This is a genomic window from Bacillus sp. FSL R10-2201 (assembly GCF_038008665.1).
In the GTDB taxonomy this organism is placed as follows: domain Bacteria; phylum Bacillota; class Bacilli; order Bacillales; family Bacillaceae_G; genus Bacillus_A; species Bacillus_A mycoides.
The window spans coordinates 3,758,941-3,776,041 of record NZ_JBBOZP010000001.1 but is presented as its reverse complement, the minus strand read 5'-3'; the positions used below and the strand labels follow the sequence as shown (position 1 = coordinate 3,776,041).

Sequence of the window (17,101 nt, the reverse complement as noted above, 5' to 3'; positions counted from 1 at the left end):
CTTCATTATAGTGTAAAGAAAAAACATTGACAAATATAAAATGGCTAGCTATAATTTTGTTTGTTGCCTTGAGGTGATATGATATGAAATGGTCCATCCATCAATTGAATAAATTGAGAAATAAAGGATTGACATTAAATGAAATGGTAGATGTAAGTGAACTAAAAGAGGTCGAGAAAGATATTCGTGAAATTAATCCTGCTCATGTAACAGGAAGAGTTGATTTTGGCTCCGGTAAGTTTACGTTTCATCTACATATAACTGGAAGCATGGTTTTACCATGTTCTCGCTCTTTAGTAGATGTGACATTACCATTTGACATTAAAACAACTGAGGTGTTCCAAACTTCGGAAGAAGAATTTGAAACAGAAGCTGAAATTCATTGTTTAGAAGGAGAAGTACTTGACTTACTGCCCGTAATCAAGGAAAATATACTTTTGGAGATTCCAATGCAAATTTTCAGTGATGATGTTTCTGGTGGAGCACCGATGCAAGGTCAAGACTGGCAAGTGATTTCGGAAGAAAACAAAGAAAAGACTGTTGATCCACGATTAGCAGGACTTGCAAAGTTTTTTGACAAATAATCGGAAGACTGGTTTAGGCCTTCATATGAAAATAACTATTTCTTTTAAGGAGGTGGGAAGAATGGCTGTACCTTTTAGAAGAACTTCTAAAACAGTAAAAAGAAAGCGTCGTACGCATTTCAAATTATCAGTACCTGGTATGGTAGAGTGCCCAAGCTGTGGTGAAGCGAAATTAGCTCACCGTGTATGTAAAGCATGCGGTACTTACAAAGGTAAAGAAGTAATCAGCAAGTAATTGCGGGAAAATAAACGTAGAAGATATCTTCTACGTTTATTTTTTTTGTCTTATTCTTTATTTGTTGTATTCTATCTTTTCTAGTAACTGCATATGCTTAATAAAAAATGCATAGGGAGGACTAGAGAGATGGCGACAACAAGACAAGATGCTTGGACTGATGATGAAGATTTGCTTCTGGCAGAAGTAGTACTCCGGCATATTCAAGAAGGTGGAACGCAACTTTCTGCCTTTAAAGAAGTGGGGAGACATTTGTCTCGCACACCAGCAGCATGTGGATTTAGATGGAACTCTTATGTTAGAAAGCAATACAAAGAACGTATTGAAGAAGCAAAGCAACTTCGTAAAGTAGAAAATTATGAAGTGAAAGAGACAAAGGTAGAAGAGCCTACATCAATTACATTGAATGATGTTATTGAATTCTTGCGAAATTATAAAGATGAAAGCTCTTTAATGGTGTTGCAACAACAAATTGAATCGTTACAAACAGAGAAAGAACGTCTTCTGGAGCGATTATCAGTATATGAGGAAGAATATAGAACATTACTTGATTATATCGATCAAAAAAGAAGTGTAATGGTAGCGGAAAGAAATGGCGCTCGCTCGAATGGAGAATTAGAAAAATTAAAGAAATAAAAACAGCTGCGTAACAGCTGTTTTTTTTGTTTCTTATGCAGATTCTTCGTTTGTAATCGCATTCGAATTTGTTTCTGGATGCCAAATATAAAAATCACCATCAGTTACTGATACTGGCTGGAAACTTAATTTATCCCAAAAACCAGATGACTGGATACGTGCTATCGTTTTAATTGGGAATTGTAGTTGTTTCGCATAATTAACAAGCATTTGTCCGAATCCTTGTTTTTGAAAAGTCGGCAATACTTCAAGTTTATAAAGTTCTAGGTAAGTACCTGTAATTTCAAATGGTTCTCCACCGTTCCTTTTCATATATAGACTCATACGTGCGATTAGCGATCCACCATAATAAATCCCGTAAAATGGAGACTCACTATCATTTTCAATAATGTTTGCTTGTAATTCTTCCAACATGGATAGTTCTTGAGCTCCGCACCCTTTAAATTTTTTAAATTCATCTAATGTTTTATAATTGATGAGCAAGCGTTCAACTTTTGGGAATCCCATTACATCACGTCCTTTTCTTATCTTGTTGAATGCAGAAAAGTTAAAATATTTATAATAATATTATAACTCATTTTTAAATTTTTATGAAGAAGATAGAATATTTCTTTCATTATTTTTTTGAGGATTTGCTAAACTAAGAATAGAACTATGTATATAGGTAGTATATACGTAGTGAAAGAAGAGGTTGCATTTGTTAAAAGATAATTGAATCCTCAACTATGTAATTGTAATTTAATAAGATATAAAGGGGGAAAGGCAAGGGAACTTATATCACTTGTTAATATGAGTTCTTTGTGTGAAGATGAAAATTGGAATTGTTGGACCGGGAGCTATTGGTCTCCTATATACATTTTATTTACAAAAAAGTAATCAAGATGTTACGTTGTTTACAAGAAACGATAAGCAAGCAGAAGAATTAAACTTAACGGGTGTAACTTGTATTAGGAATGGAGAACGTGAAACGGTATTTCCATCTATTTTACCGATAGAAAGTATGCTGGATAAACAGTTAGATTATACATTTATTGCTGTAAAGCAATATCATGTAACTGATATATTACCTTTTGTGCAGGGAGAATCGTCATTAATCTTTTTGCAAAATGGAATGTCACATCTTCACGTTATGCAAAAAATAGGAAATGAACGTATAGCAGTCGGGATTGTGGAGCATGGTGCAAAAAAAGAGGATGGACATACAGTTCGTCATACTGGAATAGGTGTTACAAAGTTTGGTGTAGTGCGTGGTCAATCTAGTTGTTTTAAAAAGGTATTTAATTGTTTTCCTTTTGATTATTTTCCGATTCAGATAGAAGATGATTGGAAGGGGATTATGCGTAATAAATTAGTAGTCAATGTATGTATTAATCCGTTGACGGCATTATTGCGGGTTGAGAACGGGGAGTTAATTTCAAACCCGCTTTTTTATCAAATGATGGAGCAAGTATTTCAGGAAGTTGCATTTCTTGTTAAAGAAGAAGATAAGGAAATGCTATGGAAAATGGTATGCCAAGTATGTGAAAAAACATCCCATAATATTTCATCTATGTTAGCAGACGTAAGAGCGAATAGACAAACGGAAGTTAACGCGATTGTTGGATATGTATTAGAAGAAGCTAAGGAACAACAACAATCTGTTCCGACACTTCGATTTTTGTTCAATGCAATAAAAGGAATGGAATTATAAGTGTTTTTCTTTGCTTTTACGTGAAACATTGAATACAATGTGGGTTGGTGAGAGAACAGGATACGAAAGGAAGAATTATATGGAGATAAAAGAAATCTCTGTTCCACTACAAGGTGTTGTAGCGGACTATATGAACGGTAAAAAAGAGATACAGTCATGTTTTGATTATCTGTTAACAGAGGATGCTTTTAAACAGCGTTTACATGATTTACGTGAGAGAGAGTTTTTCCGTCAAGATTTAGTAACGCATTTATTAGAATATAATACACAATTGCAAGCGGGAGAATTTACAATTCAAAATATAAAAGCGCTTGAAGATGAAAATACATATGTAGTTATAGCTGGACAACAAGCTGGGTTATTAACTGGTCCGCTTTATACAGTTCATAAGATCATTTCAATTTTACAGCTTGCAAAAGAAAAAGAAGAGAGCTTAGGGGTTCGGGTTGTTCCTGTCTTTTGGATTGCTGGTGAAGACCATGATATGGATGAAATTAATCATACATTTGTAACGAAAAATAAAAAAATAAAAAAGACCATTTTTCATGATCGTTATCCGAAAAAGGCGAGTGCTTCTGAGTCTGAGTTTTCTATTGAAGACTGTAGAAAATGGGTCGAAGAGATTTTTAAAACATATCCGGAAACGAATTTTACAAAGGATGTATTACAATTTGTTGATGATGCTTTAGGTAAATCGCATACATATGTAGATTTCTTTGCGCACCTTATTACGAAAATGTTCGCAAATTCTGGTTTAATTCTTGTAGATTCACATCATCCTGCATTAAGAAAATTAGAAGTGCCGTTTTTACAACAAATTATAAGTAAATATAAAGAAATTCAAGTAGGGCTTCGTAATCAACAGGAAGTACTTAAGGAATTAGGATTTAAACCGATTATTGAAACGAAGACAAATGCAGTGCATATATTTATGGAAATTGATAATGAGCGAGTATTGCTTGAAGAGAATCAAGGGAAGTTTATTGGAAAAGATGGAGTGCATTCATTTTCGTATGAAGAATTGATGGAAGAGATGGAAAGAAGTCCAGAACGTTTTAGTAATAATGTTGTAACGCGCCCTCTTATGCAAGAATATGTGTTTCCTACGTTAGCGTTTATTGGCGGTCCAGGGGAGTTAGCTTATTGGAGTGAATTGCAACAAGTGTTTCATACGGCAGGTTTCCAAATGCCACCTGTTGTTCCGCGGCTTACAATTACTTATATGGAGCGAGATATAGCGACAGATTTATATGATTTAGATTTGCAAGAAATTGATCCATTTCTAAATAATATAGATAATCTGCGTGACAATTGGCTTTCTAATCAAATAGAGGAACCGATAGACGAGCGATTTATAGAAGCGAAAAAAGAAATAATGGATATTCATACATCATTACAACAATTCGTGAAAAAAATAGATCCAGGGTTAAATGAGTTTGCGGGGAAAAATGAACTGAAAATTAATGAGCAAATTGAACTGTTAGAAAAAATGTTGAAAAGAAATGTTGAGAAGAAACATGAGGTTCAACTGAATAAATTCCGCCGTTTACAATTCGCGCTTCGTCCATTAGGAGCACCGCAAGAACGTGTGTGGAATGTGTGTTATTATTTAAATCAGTTCGGCCTTGATTTTGTTGACCGGGTAATGGAACAATCTTTTTCGTGGGATGGAAAACATCATGTAATAAAACTATAGAATCTTGCTCTTTTGAGCAGGATTTTATTTTTATTCTGTTGAATTAACTGTGAAGTGAAATATTTCTGAATTATCCATCTTATGTTAATGTAATGAATCGATATGTATCAGGTATATATATATGACAAAATAGCACAAAATGTAAACGGATTAATATCTTTTTCGACAGGTTTTTGTTTAAATTCCCGCAAAAAATGATAAAATTTAGTATATAATAAAATAAAATAGCGATTTGTATAGCGTACTACCTTGTTGGAAGTTAAATGAGTCGTTCTTTAGTAGCATTTCATCCTCTAGTAGTAAATTGTGTTTGTAGAGTGAGAAATGTATTTAACATAATTAATTGGAAAAAGAGTAGGTGCAGCAATGTTCAAACACGTAACAGTACTTTTGAAAGAAACAGTAGATGGCTTAGATATAAAACCGAGTGGTACATATGTAGATTGTACACTGGGTGGAGGAGGACATAGTTCTTATTTATTATCTCAGCTAACAGATGGTGGAAAGTTAATAGCATTTGATCAAGATGAAATAGCGATTCAAAATGCGAAGGAAAAATTTTCTTCTTATGGTGAACAATTTGTAACAGTGAAGAGCAACTTCCGTTATTTATCTGAAAAACTACATGAATTAGGTATCACAGAAGTAGACGGGATTTTATTCGATTTAGGTGTTTCATCCCCACAATTAGATACACCAGAGCGTGGCTTTAGTTATCATCATGATGCACCGTTAGATATGCGGATGGATCAAGATGCCCCATTAACAGCATATGATGTTGTGAACAGCTGGTCATATGAACAACTCGTAAGGATTTTCTTCCAATACGGAGAAGAAAAATTTTCAAAGCAAATAACAAGGAAAATTGAAGCTTATCGCGAGAATAAGGCTATTGAAACGACAGGAGAATTAGTGGAATTAATTAAAGAAGGTATTCCAGCTCCGGCACGTAGAACAGGTGGACATCCTGCGAAGCGAGTATTTCAAGCGATTCGTATTGCTGTAAATGATGAATTAAAAGTATTTGAAGAAGCGTTGGAATCTGCAATTGATATGGTCAAGCCTGGTGGAAGAGTTAGTGTTATAACATTCCATTCTTTAGAAGATCGTATTTGTAAAACGACGTTTAAGCGAAATAGCACAACGCCGCAATTACCACAGGGACTACCGATTATTCCGGATGAATTTAAGCCGAAATTAAAGCTTATTACAAGGAAACCGATTTTACCTTCTGACATTGAATTAGAAGAAAATAATCGAGCGCGTTCTGCGAAGTTGAGAATCGCTGAAAAACGATAAAAAGGAGAGAGAGGTATGACTAATTTAGCTGTAAAGTATAAACAACAGGCGCAAGAAGAGGTACAAATTCAAGCGCCGCCACAGCAGATGGTTAAGCCAAAAGTTAAAACGAAAATTACAAGAATTGAAAAGCTATTGTACGTAACGTTTATTGGGTTTTTATTATATGCTTGTGTAGCTTTTATTGGGAATAAAGCGGGTCTATATCAAGTTAATGTAGAAGCAGCGACGATAGAAGAACAAATTGTGAAAAAACAAAAGGAAAATCAAGAATTGCAGGCTGAAGTAGAAAAGTTAAGTCGTTATGAACGTATCGCTGAAGTTGCAAAAAAACACGGGCTAGAAATTAATGCGAATAATGTGAAAGGCCTAAAGTAAGGCAAATAGGTGTGAAGAAAAGATGAAGAGAAATATGACCAAATTTCATACCAATAAGGGAGCAGGTTATTTTATGATATTTTTCCTCCTGCTCTTTTTGCTGTTATTAGCCCGATTTTTTTACATACAAGCAACAGGAACAGTGGACAATCATGATTTGAAGAAACTTGCTGAACAGAAACATAGTAAAAAAGGAGTTCTCGAAGCGAATCGAGGAACAATTTATGACCAAAATGGTCATGTGCTAGCACAAGACGCAAATTCCTATAAAATGGTAGCGGAATTAAAAGGTGCTAAGCCTGTTGAGGATAAAGAGGATACTGCAAAGAAAATCGCTGGAGTACTCGGAACGGGCGAAGATGCGATCTTAGCCGCTTTAAATAAAGATAGAAGTCAAGTGGAATTTGGAACATTAGGTAGGGGCTTGACGAAAGAAAAGAAAGAACAAATAGAAGCGTTGAAATTGCCAGGAATCTCTTTTATCACCGAAAATGCGAGAGTGTATCCAAACGGTGATTTCGCATCTTACGTCATAGGGCATGCCAGCCCTGATGAGAATGGAATCGCAGTAGGTCAATTTGGCTTAGAAAAGAGTTTGGATAAGTATTTAGGTGCTTCTAATGGTGAGGTAGCTTATACAGGGGACCGTAAAGGAGTATCTCTTGACGGTGGGAAAGTGAATGTAAAGGCACCTAAAAATGGAGATAATGTGTATTTAACGCTTGACCAACGTATTCAAAGTTATTTAGAAGACGCAATGAAAGAAGCGAGTAAACATTATGAACCAGAAAATTTAATTGGAATTGTTGCGGATCCAAAGACGGGGAAAATATTAGCGATGTCTAGTAAACCTGGTTATGATCCGAACCAGGGAAAGATGGATTATTATTATAACGATGCAATTGCAAATGCATTTGAACCGGGATCAACAATGAAGATTTTCACATTAGCGGCGGCCATTAATGAAGGTGTATACAATGGACAAGACTTTTATCAGTCTGGTACATATCAAGTTGGTAATCGCAAAATAAAAGATCACAACGGCGGCGCTGGATGGGGTTCTATTACTTTTGATGAAGGGGTAGAGCGCTCTTCAAACGTAGCGTTTGCAATTTTAGGTGATCAAAAACTTGGTCCAGATCGTTTCCGGAAATATATTCATAATTTTGGATTAGATGAAAAAACAAACATTGATTTACCTAGTGAAGGGTCAAATACAATTTTATTTGATCAACAAATACAACAAGTAACAACAGCGTTTGGACAAGGTTCTACAGTTACACCAATTCAACTTGTACAAGCTGCAACAGCGATTGCAAATGATGGGAAAATGATGAAACCTTATACAATTGATAAAATTGTGGATCCAATAACAGGTAAAGTACAGCTAGAGCATAAACCAAAAGAAGTAGGGAAACCTGTTTCCAAAGATACAGCAGCGCAAGTAAGGCAATTACTAGAACGTGTTGTTACATCACCGAAAGGAACAGGAACTGCATATAAAATTGATGGGTACTCAGTTGGGGGGAAAACAGGTACAGCACAAATTCCTGACGGGAAAGGTGGCTATATGACGGGAAGAGAGAATTATATATTCTCATTCTTAGGTATGGCACCGATGGACGATCCGCAACTTGTTGTGTATGTGGCAGTTAAACAACCAAAATTAAAAGATGATGAAAACGGGGCTAAGCCTTTAGCTGATATCTTTAAATATGTAACGAAAAATAGCTTAGAGTACTTAAAGATTAAGCCGAATGAAGTAAAAGACCCGAAAAAATATGTGAAAGAACAACAAACTGTCGTTCCAGATGTAACCGGAAAAACGATGGAAGAAGCGAAAAAAACAATTGATAAAGCAAAACTTCGTCCAATCGTATTAGGTGAAGGTAAAGTGCAGCAGCAAGTGCCAAAAGCAACTGAACAAACATTAAAGGGTGATCGAGTCTTCTTAGTAGGAGATAAACCTACAATGCCAAATATACAGGGATGGGCACTGCGTGATGTTATGAATTTAGCAAAAACATTAAAGCTTAACTTAAAACCTTCTGGTACAGGATATGTAACTGAGCAAAGTGTAGCGGAAGGGACATTGTTGCAACCTGGTACAGAATTAGGTGTAACACTCGTACCACCACTTGAACCGCAGCAAGAAGCAGAAAAGCCATAATGGTAATAGGGAAGAAGTTCTAATTAAATAAGTACAAGCATATATTGGAACAAGCTAGGCGTAAGGGAGGCTTGTTCCAATATGCGTGTATCAAATGTAACAGTTAGAAAACGACTTATTTTTATACTTATATCGGGTATACTCATTTTCACCATTATCGATATTCGTCTTGGATATGTGCAATTTTTTCTTGGAAATATGTTAACGGATCGTGCGAAGGATTCATGGAGTCGTAATATTACTTTTGAACCAGAGCGAGGGAAAATTTTAGATCGAAATGGTGTGGAGCTTGCTACGAATAAAAGTGCACCGACCGTCTTTGTTGTGCCGAGGCAAATTGAAAAACCAGCAGAGACTGCAGAGAAGTTAGCTGCAGTATTAGGTGTGGAAAAAGATGATGTTTATAAGCGGATTACAAAAAAAGAATCGATTGTAAGGCTTGATAAAGGCGGAAGGAAAATATCGCATGACAAAGCGAAAGAAGTACGCGGATTAAGTTTAAAGGGTGTGTACATCGCAGAGGATTCTATCCGGTACTATCCATTTGGTAATTTTTTATCACACGTATTAGGATTTGCGGGCAGTGATAATCAAGGGCTTATGGGACTAGAGAAATATTATGATAAAGAGCTAAATGGTGATAAAGGTCATGTGCGATTTTTTGCAGACGCGAAAGGACAGAGAATGCCTAACGTTGGAGATGATTTCAAAAAACCAGAAGCCGGCTTGAATTTAGGATTAACAATTGATTCACGCATTACGAGGATTATGGAAAGAGAAATGAATATTGCGGAATCAACGTATAATCCTGACGGTATGATAGCAATTGCAATGAATCCGAAAAATGGTGAAATTTTAGGTATGTCAAGTCGACCAAGTTTTGATCCAGCAGATTTCCAAAGTGTTTCTCCGGAAGTATATAACAGAAACTTACCTGTATGGAGTACGTATGAGCCGGGGTCAACATTTAAGATTATTACATTAGCTGCAGCCTTGAATGAAAATTTAGTAGACTTAGAGAAAGATACATTTTATGATGATGGGGCAGCTGAAGTTGGTGGAGCTAGATTGCGGTGTTGGAAAGCTGGAGGCCATGGTAGCCAAACGTTTTTAGAGGTAGTTCAAAACTCTTGTAACCCAGGATTTATTGAACTCGGTGATCGTCTTGGTAAAGATCGATTGTTTAAATACATTCGCAATTTCGGGTTTGGACAGAAGACCGGAATTGATTTACAAGGTGAAGGTAGCGGGATTTTATTTAATTTAGATAAAGTTGGTCCAGTCGAGCAAGCGACGACTTCATTTGGGCAAGGTGTTTCTGTTACACCGATTCAACAAGTAGCAGCTGTAGCGGCCGCTGTAAATGGTGGAACTTTGTATCAGCCATATATAGCGAAGGAATTTATTGATCCGAAGAATAATCAAGTTGTCAGCAAAAAGACACCTGTTGCGAAAAGGGAAGTTATTTCCAAGGAAACTTCAGAGAAAGTTCGTTACGCATTAGAGAATGTTGTAGCGAAAGGTTCGGGTAAAGGGGCTTATATTGATGGATATCGTGTAGGTGGAAAAACTGGAACTGCTCAAAAGGTGAAAGATGGAAAATATTTAGATAATAACTATATTGTATCATTTATCGGTTTTGCTCCAGCTGACGATCCGCAAATTGTTGTTTATGTAGCAGTGGATAATCCAAAAGGAGTCACTCAATTTGGTGGAGTTGTAGCAGCACCTATTGTTGGGAATATTCTTCGTGACGCACTTCCTGTAATGGGAGTGGAACCGAGAAAAGAGCAAGTTGAGAAAGAATATAAATGGGGCGATACACCAACTGTGGAAGTTCCGAATTTAATTGGTATGAAAAAGAAAGATTTACAAACGCAACTTGTAGACTTGAAGCTTGATATAAGTGGTGATGGTGGGAAAGTAATTAAACAATCACCAGAAGCAGGAGCTAAAGTAAAAGAGGGTTCAAAAGTTAGAATTTACTTCGGGAATTAAAGGTAACTGATTGTGTTTTATGGTACAATTGGTGGAAGTGAGTTCTTTATAGAAAAATTGCTTTACTTGAGACGATAAGTGTCTCATTAATAAATAAATCTATTGATTAGACTATAGTAGCACTTACCTCCTATTTTTATATAACTAGGAGGTAACGTGTTACTTGCTAAAATAAGAGATAAATAAACAATGTAGAGAGGGTTTAGTGAAATGAAGTTGCATACACTTGTATCATGTTTGCATGATTTTCCAGTTGTTCCAACAGAAAATCCAGAAATAACATCTATTGAAGCGGATTCACGTAAAGTGAAAGAGGGAAGCTTATTTATATGTATGAAAGGATATACGGTTGATAGCCATGACTTTGCTAAGCAAGCAGCCGCACAAGGAGCGGCTGCTATTGTTGCGGAAAGACCAATTGATGTTGACGTTCCAGTTGTACTTGTGAAAAATACTTTTCGTTCGCTAGCGGTTTTAGCTGATTATTTTTATGGCCAACCAACACACAAGTTACATTTAATCGGTATTACAGGTACAAATGGAAAGACAACAACATCGCATATTATGGATGAAATTATGCGCGCACATGGTCATAAAACAGGGCTAATTGGAACGATTAATATGAAAATCGGTGATGAAACATTTGAGGTGAAAAATACAACACCAGATGCACTAACACTTCAACAGACATTTTCAAAAATGGTTGAACAAGGTGTGGATAGCACAGTAATGGAAGTTTCGTCTCATGCTTTAGATCTTGGCCGTGTACACGGGTGCGATTATGATGTTGCAGTATTTACGAATTTAACACAAGATCATTTAGACTATCATAAAACGATGGAAGAATATAAACATGCGAAAGGGTTGCTTTTCGCACAGCTTGGCAATAGTTATCATCATAATCGTGAAAAATACGCTATATTAAACAGTGATGATCCAGTAGCAGAAGAGTATATGAGAAGTACAGCAGCTACTGTTGTAACATACGGTATAGATGTTGCAAGCGACATTATGGCACGAGATATCGTAATGACGAGTGGCGGTACAACATTTACACTTGTAACACCGTACGAAACTGTAAATGTTACGATGAAATTAATTGGTAAGTTTAATGTATACAACGTGTTAGCTGCTACAGCAGCAGGTCTTGTTTCAGGAGTGAGCTTACAAACAATTATTGATGTAATTAAAGAGCTTGCTGGCGTTCCTGGACGTTTTGAAGTTGTAGATGGTGGACAAAATTACACAGTTATTGTTGACTATGCGCATACACCTGATAGCTTAGAGAACGTACTAAAAACAGCAAAACAGTTTGCAAAAGGCGATGTATATTGTATCGTTGGTTGCGGTGGTGATAGAGATAGAACGAAAAGACCAATAATGGCAAGTGTCGCAACCGAATATGCAACTCATGCAATTTATACATCAGATAATCCAAGAAGTGAAGATCCGAAGGCTATTTTAGATGATATGGTAAATGATGTGAATGGGAATAATTATGAAGTAATTGTCGATCGAAAAGAAGCGATACGTTCCGCTATCTCGAAAGTAAAAGCAGAAGATATTATTATTATTGCTGGTAAAGGGCATGAAACGTATCAAATTATTGGTAAAGAAGTTCATCATTTTGACGATCGTGAAGTTGCTAAAGAAGCAATCACGGAGCGTTTAAACAACGAAGTGTAACAGCATGAGAGGAGGACTACATGTGCTTGAACAAGGTTTATTAGTAACGGCTGGGGTAGCATTTTTAATTTCTGTTGCCCTTTCGCCATTATTTATTCCATTTTTAAGAAAGTTAAAGTTCGGACAGAGTATTCGTGACGAAGGACCGAAGTCACACCAAAAGAAATCAGGGACACCAACGATGGGTGGTATTGTCATATATGTATCTATGATGGTGACTACGCTTATTATGGCGATTAAATTTAACAATTTAGGTGCAGAAGTATCATTGTTATTATTAGTTACATTTGGGTACGGATTAATCGGATTTTTAGATGACTACATAAAAGTAGTAAAGAAAAGAAATCTTGGTTTAACATCAAAACAAAAATTGATTGGTCAGCTTGTAATTGCTATTGCGTTCTTTTTAATTGGAAAAGGGCAAGCATTTCACACGTATATCATGATTCCAGGAACTGATGTTAAATTTGAATTAGGCTGGGCGTATTTTGTTCTCGTATTATTTATGCTTATTGGTGGATCAAATGCGGTTAATTTAACAGATGGTTTAGATGGTTTATTATCAGGAACAGCTGCTATTGCATTCGGAGCATTTAGTATTATTGCTGTAGCTCAAGAACAATTTGGGGTAGCGATTTTCTGTATGGCAGTCGTAGGAGCTGTACTTGGCTTTTTAGTATTCAATGCGAATCCAGCGAAAGTATTTATGGGGGATACTGGTTCTCTAGCTTTAGGTGGTGCTATCGCAGCTGTAGCGATTTTGTTAAAACAAGAATTGTTACTCGTTATTATTGGCGGTGTATTCGTAGCGGAAACTTTATCTGTTATTATCCAAGTTATTTCGTTCAAAACAACAGGAAAGCGTGTCTTTAAAATGAGTCCATTACATCATCATTATGAATTATGTGGTTGGTCAGAGTGGCGCGTTGTTGTAACGTTTTGGTCTGTAGGATTTTTATTAGCTGTGCTAGGAATTTATATCGGGGTGTGGATGTAATTGAAAACTGTAACTGAATATCAAAATAAAAATGTTCTTGTATTAGGTATTGCTAAAAGTGGTTATGCAGCAGCTACTTTATTAAAAAAGTTAGGGGCAAACGTCATTGTAAATGATGGGAAACCATTAGCGGGTAATGTGCTTGCAGCTGAGTTACAAGCGGAAGGAATGGATGTTGTGTGTGGTGGGCATCCATTAGAATTGCTGGAGAGAAACATTTCACTTGTCGTAAAGAATCCAGGAATTCCATATTCTAATCCACTCTTAGTGGCGGCGAAAGAAAAACAAATTCCAATTGTAACTGAGGTTGAATTAGCATATTCCATTTCAGCAGCACCGTTTGTTGGGATTACGGGATCTAACGGTAAAACAACAACGACAATGTTAACGTTTGAAATGTTAAAAGAAGGACAAAAGCACCCAGTTATTGCGGGGAATATAGGTACTGTAGCTTGTGAAGTTGCACAATTGGCGAAGGAAAATGAAGTTGTCGTTACGGAACTTTCATCGTTTCAATTGATGGGAGTGGAATCGTTCCAACCAAAAATTGCAGCCTTTTTAAATTTATTTGAAGCGCATTTAGATTATCACGGGACGAAGAAAGAGTATGGTTTGGCGAAAGCGAATATTTTCAAAAACCAAACTGAAGCAGATTATAGTATAATTAACGCAGATGATGCAGATGTCATGGCGTTATCGGCATATAGTAAAGGACAGAAAGTATTATTTTCGACGACGAAAGAAATTGAAGATGGTGCGTATATAAAAGATAACGCTCTTTATTTTAAAGGCGAAAAAGTAGTTAAAGTAAGTGATATTGTTTTACCTGGTAAGCACAATTTAGAAAATATTTTAGCAGCAATGAGTATTGCTAAATTACTAGGTGTTTCTAATGAAGCAATTACTGCTGTGTTAAAAAGTTTTACAGGTGTAAAACATCGCTTAGAATATGTAACAACGATTAATAATCGTAAATTTTATAATGATTCCAAAGCGACGAATATGCTAGCGACAGAAAAAGCATTATCTGCATTTACACAACCGATTGTATTATTGGCTGGTGGACTTGATCGTGGTAATGAATTTGATGATTTAATTCCATATTTTAAACATGTCAAAGCGATTGTGACATTTGGACAAACTGCACCAAAATTAGTAAGAGCGGCAGAAAAAGCAGGATTAGATGTAATTGAAAGTGTCGAAACTTTAGATGATGCAGTAGTGAAGGCTTATGCTCATTCTACCGATGGTGATGTTATTCTTCTTTCACCAGCATGTGCAAGCTGGGATCAATTTAAAACATTTGAAGAAAGAGGAGACATTTTTATACAAGCTGTGCATAAACTTATATAAAGTAAATCAAAACATCAGTAGGCTAACACCTACTGATGTTTTGTTACATAGGGCAAAAGGTTCTGCCCAAAGAGGTGGTGTTCATGGGTAATGAAGAAAACGCCTGATTTTATTCTCATCATCGTTACACTTGCGTTGTTAACAATCGGAATGATTATGGTTTATAGTGCGAGTGCGGTTTGGGCCTCTTATAAAATGGGGGATTCATTCTTTTTTGCAAAAAGACAATTGTTATTTGCAAGTCTTGGGGTAGTAGCTATGTTTTTTCTGATGAAAATTGATTATTGGGTATGGCGTACGTATTCAAAAGTAATTTTACTAGTTTGTTTCGTTCTTCTTATTCTCGTTCTTATTCCTGGAGTAGGTCTCGTTCGTGGAGGGGCGCGAAGTTGGATTGGAATCGGGGCATTTTCTATCCAACCGTCAGAGTTTATGAAATTCGCGATGATTATTTTCTTAGCAAAATTTTTAGCGGAACGACAAAAATTAATTACATCTTTTAAACGAGGTTTACTACCGGCTCTTAGTTTTGTATTTCTTGCTTTTGGGATAATTATGTTACAGCCAGATCTTGGTACGGGAACGGTAATGATTGGGACATGTATTATTATGATATTTATTTCGGGAGCAAGGGTCTTTCACTTTGCAATGTTTGGTTTGCTTGGTGCAGCGGGATTTGTAGGGTTAATTGCATCAGCGCCATATCGAATGAAACGCATCACATCATATTTAGATCCGTGGTCGGATCCGCTCGGAAGTGGATTTCAAATTATCCAATCGTTACTCGCAATTGGACCTGGTGGTTTATTTGGGCTTGGACTTGGACAAAGTAGACAAAAATTTCTCTATTTACCTGAACCACAAACAGACTTTATATTTGCAATCTTATCCGAGGAATTAGGTTTTATTGGTGGTTCATTTGTGTTATTATTATTTAGTCTATTATTATGGCGTGGGATTCGTATAGCATTAGGAGCGCCAGATTTATATGGTACGTTTTTAGCAGTAGGTATTGTGGCGATGATTGCGATTCAAGTAATGATTAATGTTGGTGTTGTAACAGGACTGATGCCTGTTACCGGTATTACTTTGCCATTTTTAAGTTATGGTGGATCAAGTTTGACCTTAATGTTAATGGCGGTAGGTGTATTATTGAATATAAGTCGCCATTCTCGCTATTAAACCCTGTTTAAAAGACAGGGTTTTTCGTGTGTGTGTGAAAATACAATATGTATATAGAAATAAATACGATTGAATAAGAACAGGGAAGTGGAGGAATCAGTAGTGCGAGTATTAGTAAGTGGTGGGGGTACTGGAGGACATATTTATCCAGCTCTTGCTTTAATTAGAGAAATAAAAAAACTAAATCCTGAAGCAAGATTTTTATACATTGGTACAGAGAATGGATTAGAGAGTACCATCGTACCGAAAGCGGGTATTCCGTTCCAATCTATTGTTATAAGTGGATTTAAACGAAAAATATCTCTTGATAATGTAAAAACAGTGATGCGTTTCCTAAAAGGTGTTCAAGATAGTAAACGATATATTCGTCGTTTTAACCCTGATATTGTGATTGGTACGGGTGGATACGTATGTGGGCCAGTTGTATATGCTGCGGCTAAATTAGGTATTCCGACTATTGTCCATGAACAAAATAGTGTACCTGGTGTAACGAATAAATTTTTAAGTCGTTATGTCGATAAAGTTGCAGTTTGTTTTGAAGCAGCTGCAGAACATTTTCCACAGTCAAAAGTGGTTATGACAGGTAATCCACGTGCATCAGAAGTAATGGACCAAAATGGAATGAAAGGAAAACGTTCGGTAGGACTATCCCTTTCTAAAAAATCCGTGCTTATTTTTGGTGGGAGCCGCGGGGCTAGACCGATTAACGATGCTTTTGTAGAAGCGATTGAACAATTTGGGAATAAAAGTTACGAAGTATTATATGTAACAGGCGAAGTACATTATGATAAAGTTATGGAAGCCGTGAAACAAAAAGGGAATCCGAATAATGTTATTATTAAACCTTTTATTCATAATATGCCAGAGGTACTGACGGGTGTAGATATTGTTGTTTCAAGGGCAGGGGCTACAACGCTTGCAGAATTAACAGCGTTAGGAAAGCCGAGTGTATTAATTCCAAGTCCGTACGTAACAAATAACCATCAAGAAAAAAATGCACGATCAGTTGTTGATAAAGGAGCAGCTAAAATGCTACTTGAAAAAGATTTAACATCTGAAACGCTTATTCGTGACATTGATGAGATTTTATTGGATACACAAACATTACAAAATATGAAACTGGCTACTAAGCAACTTGGTATTCCAGATGCAGCAAATAAGCTATATGAAGTAATGAACAAGCTTATTAAAAAATAA

At 36.3% G+C, this 17,101-nt stretch carries 15 protein-coding genes; 14 read left to right on the top strand and 1 reads right to left on the bottom strand.

Annotated elements, in window-relative coordinates; all coding sequences use genetic code 11:
• Positions 1–83: 83 nt before the first annotated feature.
• The 3 genes from NSQ69_RS19315 (at position 84) to NSQ69_RS19305 (ending at position 1,455) form a co-directional block, all read left to right on the top strand.
• Entirely contained in the window at positions 84–584 is a 501-nt protein-coding gene (locus tag NSQ69_RS19315) for a YceD family protein (protein WP_002014753.1), read from the top strand.
• A 61-nt stretch (positions 585–645) separates the two neighbouring features.
• Positions 646–819 (top strand): 50S ribosomal protein L32, encoded by a 174-nt coding sequence (rpmF, locus tag NSQ69_RS19310; protein ID WP_001984764.1) that lies wholly within the window; start codon positions 646–648, stop codon positions 817–819.
• Between the two features lie 129 nt (positions 820–948).
• The gene (locus NSQ69_RS19305) at positions 949–1,455 is read left to right on the top strand and encodes an RsfA family transcriptional regulator (RefSeq protein WP_341099616.1); all 507 of its coding nucleotides are present in this window, start codon (positions 949–951) and stop codon (positions 1,453–1,455) included.
• Positions 1,456–1,488: 33 nt separating this feature from the next.
• On the opposite strand, the gene NSQ69_RS19300 is transcribed toward NSQ69_RS19305, so the two are convergent.
• Positions 1,489–1,962 carry an N-acetyltransferase gene (locus NSQ69_RS19300; protein WP_002014751.1) on the bottom strand — a complete coding sequence of 158 codons (474 nt, stop codon included), beginning with the start codon at positions 1,960–1,962 and terminating at the stop codon, positions 1,489–1,491.
• 295 nt (positions 1,963–2,257) lie between these two features.
• Here NSQ69_RS19300 and panE point away from each other — a divergent pair, with 295 nt between their 5' ends.
• The 11 genes from panE (at position 2,258) to murG (ending at position 17,101) form a co-directional block, all read left to right on the top strand.
• Positions 2,258–3,145 (top strand): 2-dehydropantoate 2-reductase, encoded by an 888-nt coding sequence (panE, locus tag NSQ69_RS19295; RefSeq protein WP_078177801.1) that lies wholly within the window; start codon positions 2,258–2,260, stop codon positions 3,143–3,145.
• 79 nt (positions 3,146–3,224) lie between these two features.
• Positions 3,225–4,841 (top strand): bacillithiol biosynthesis cysteine-adding enzyme BshC, encoded by a 1,617-nt coding sequence (gene bshC, locus NSQ69_RS19290; protein ID WP_002128861.1) that lies wholly within the window; start codon positions 3,225–3,227, stop codon positions 4,839–4,841.
• 366 nt (positions 4,842–5,207) lie between these two features.
• Entirely contained in the window at positions 5,208–6,140 is a 933-nt protein-coding gene (gene rsmH / locus NSQ69_RS19285; RefSeq protein WP_002014746.1) for a 16S rRNA (cytosine(1402)-N(4))-methyltransferase RsmH, read from the top strand.
• A 15-nt stretch (positions 6,141–6,155) separates the two neighbouring features.
• Positions 6,156–6,518 carry a cell division protein FtsL gene (gene ftsL / locus NSQ69_RS19280; protein WP_002014745.1) on the top strand — a complete coding sequence of 121 codons (363 nt, stop codon included), beginning with the start codon at positions 6,156–6,158 and terminating at the stop codon, positions 6,516–6,518.
• A gap of 22 nt (positions 6,519–6,540) precedes the next feature.
• Positions 6,541–8,688, top strand: a complete 2,148-nt coding sequence (locus tag NSQ69_RS19275) for a penicillin-binding protein (RefSeq protein ID WP_443650644.1) — start codon at positions 6,541–6,543, stop codon at positions 8,686–8,688.
• Between the two features lie 81 nt (positions 8,689–8,769).
• Positions 8,770–10,686, top strand: coding sequence for a stage V sporulation protein D (locus tag NSQ69_RS19270; RefSeq protein WP_002014741.1), 1,917 nt, complete (start codon positions 8,770–8,772; stop codon positions 10,684–10,686).
• Between the two features lie 210 nt (positions 10,687–10,896).
• Entirely contained in the window at positions 10,897–12,372 is a 1,476-nt protein-coding gene (gene murE, locus NSQ69_RS19265) for a UDP-N-acetylmuramoyl-L-alanyl-D-glutamate--2,6-diaminopimelate ligase (protein ID WP_002014740.1), read from the top strand.
• A gap of 22 nt (positions 12,373–12,394) precedes the next feature.
• Positions 12,395–13,369, top strand: a complete 975-nt coding sequence (gene mraY / locus NSQ69_RS19260; protein ID WP_002014738.1) for a phospho-N-acetylmuramoyl-pentapeptide-transferase — start codon at positions 12,395–12,397, stop codon at positions 13,367–13,369.
• Positions 13,370–14,722 (top strand): UDP-N-acetylmuramoyl-L-alanine--D-glutamate ligase, encoded by a 1,353-nt coding sequence (murD, locus tag NSQ69_RS19255; protein ID WP_002014737.1) that lies wholly within the window; start codon positions 13,370–13,372, stop codon positions 14,720–14,722. It begins immediately after the preceding gene.
• Between the two features lie 90 nt (positions 14,723–14,812).
• Positions 14,813–15,904 carry a stage V sporulation protein E gene (gene spoVE / locus NSQ69_RS19250; RefSeq protein ID WP_002014736.1) on the top strand — a complete coding sequence of 364 codons (1,092 nt, stop codon included), beginning with the start codon at positions 14,813–14,815 and terminating at the stop codon, positions 15,902–15,904.
• A 102-nt stretch (positions 15,905–16,006) separates the two neighbouring features.
• Entirely contained in the window at positions 16,007–17,101 is a 1,095-nt protein-coding gene (gene murG / locus NSQ69_RS19245) for an undecaprenyldiphospho-muramoylpentapeptide beta-N-acetylglucosaminyltransferase (protein ID WP_341099614.1), read from the top strand.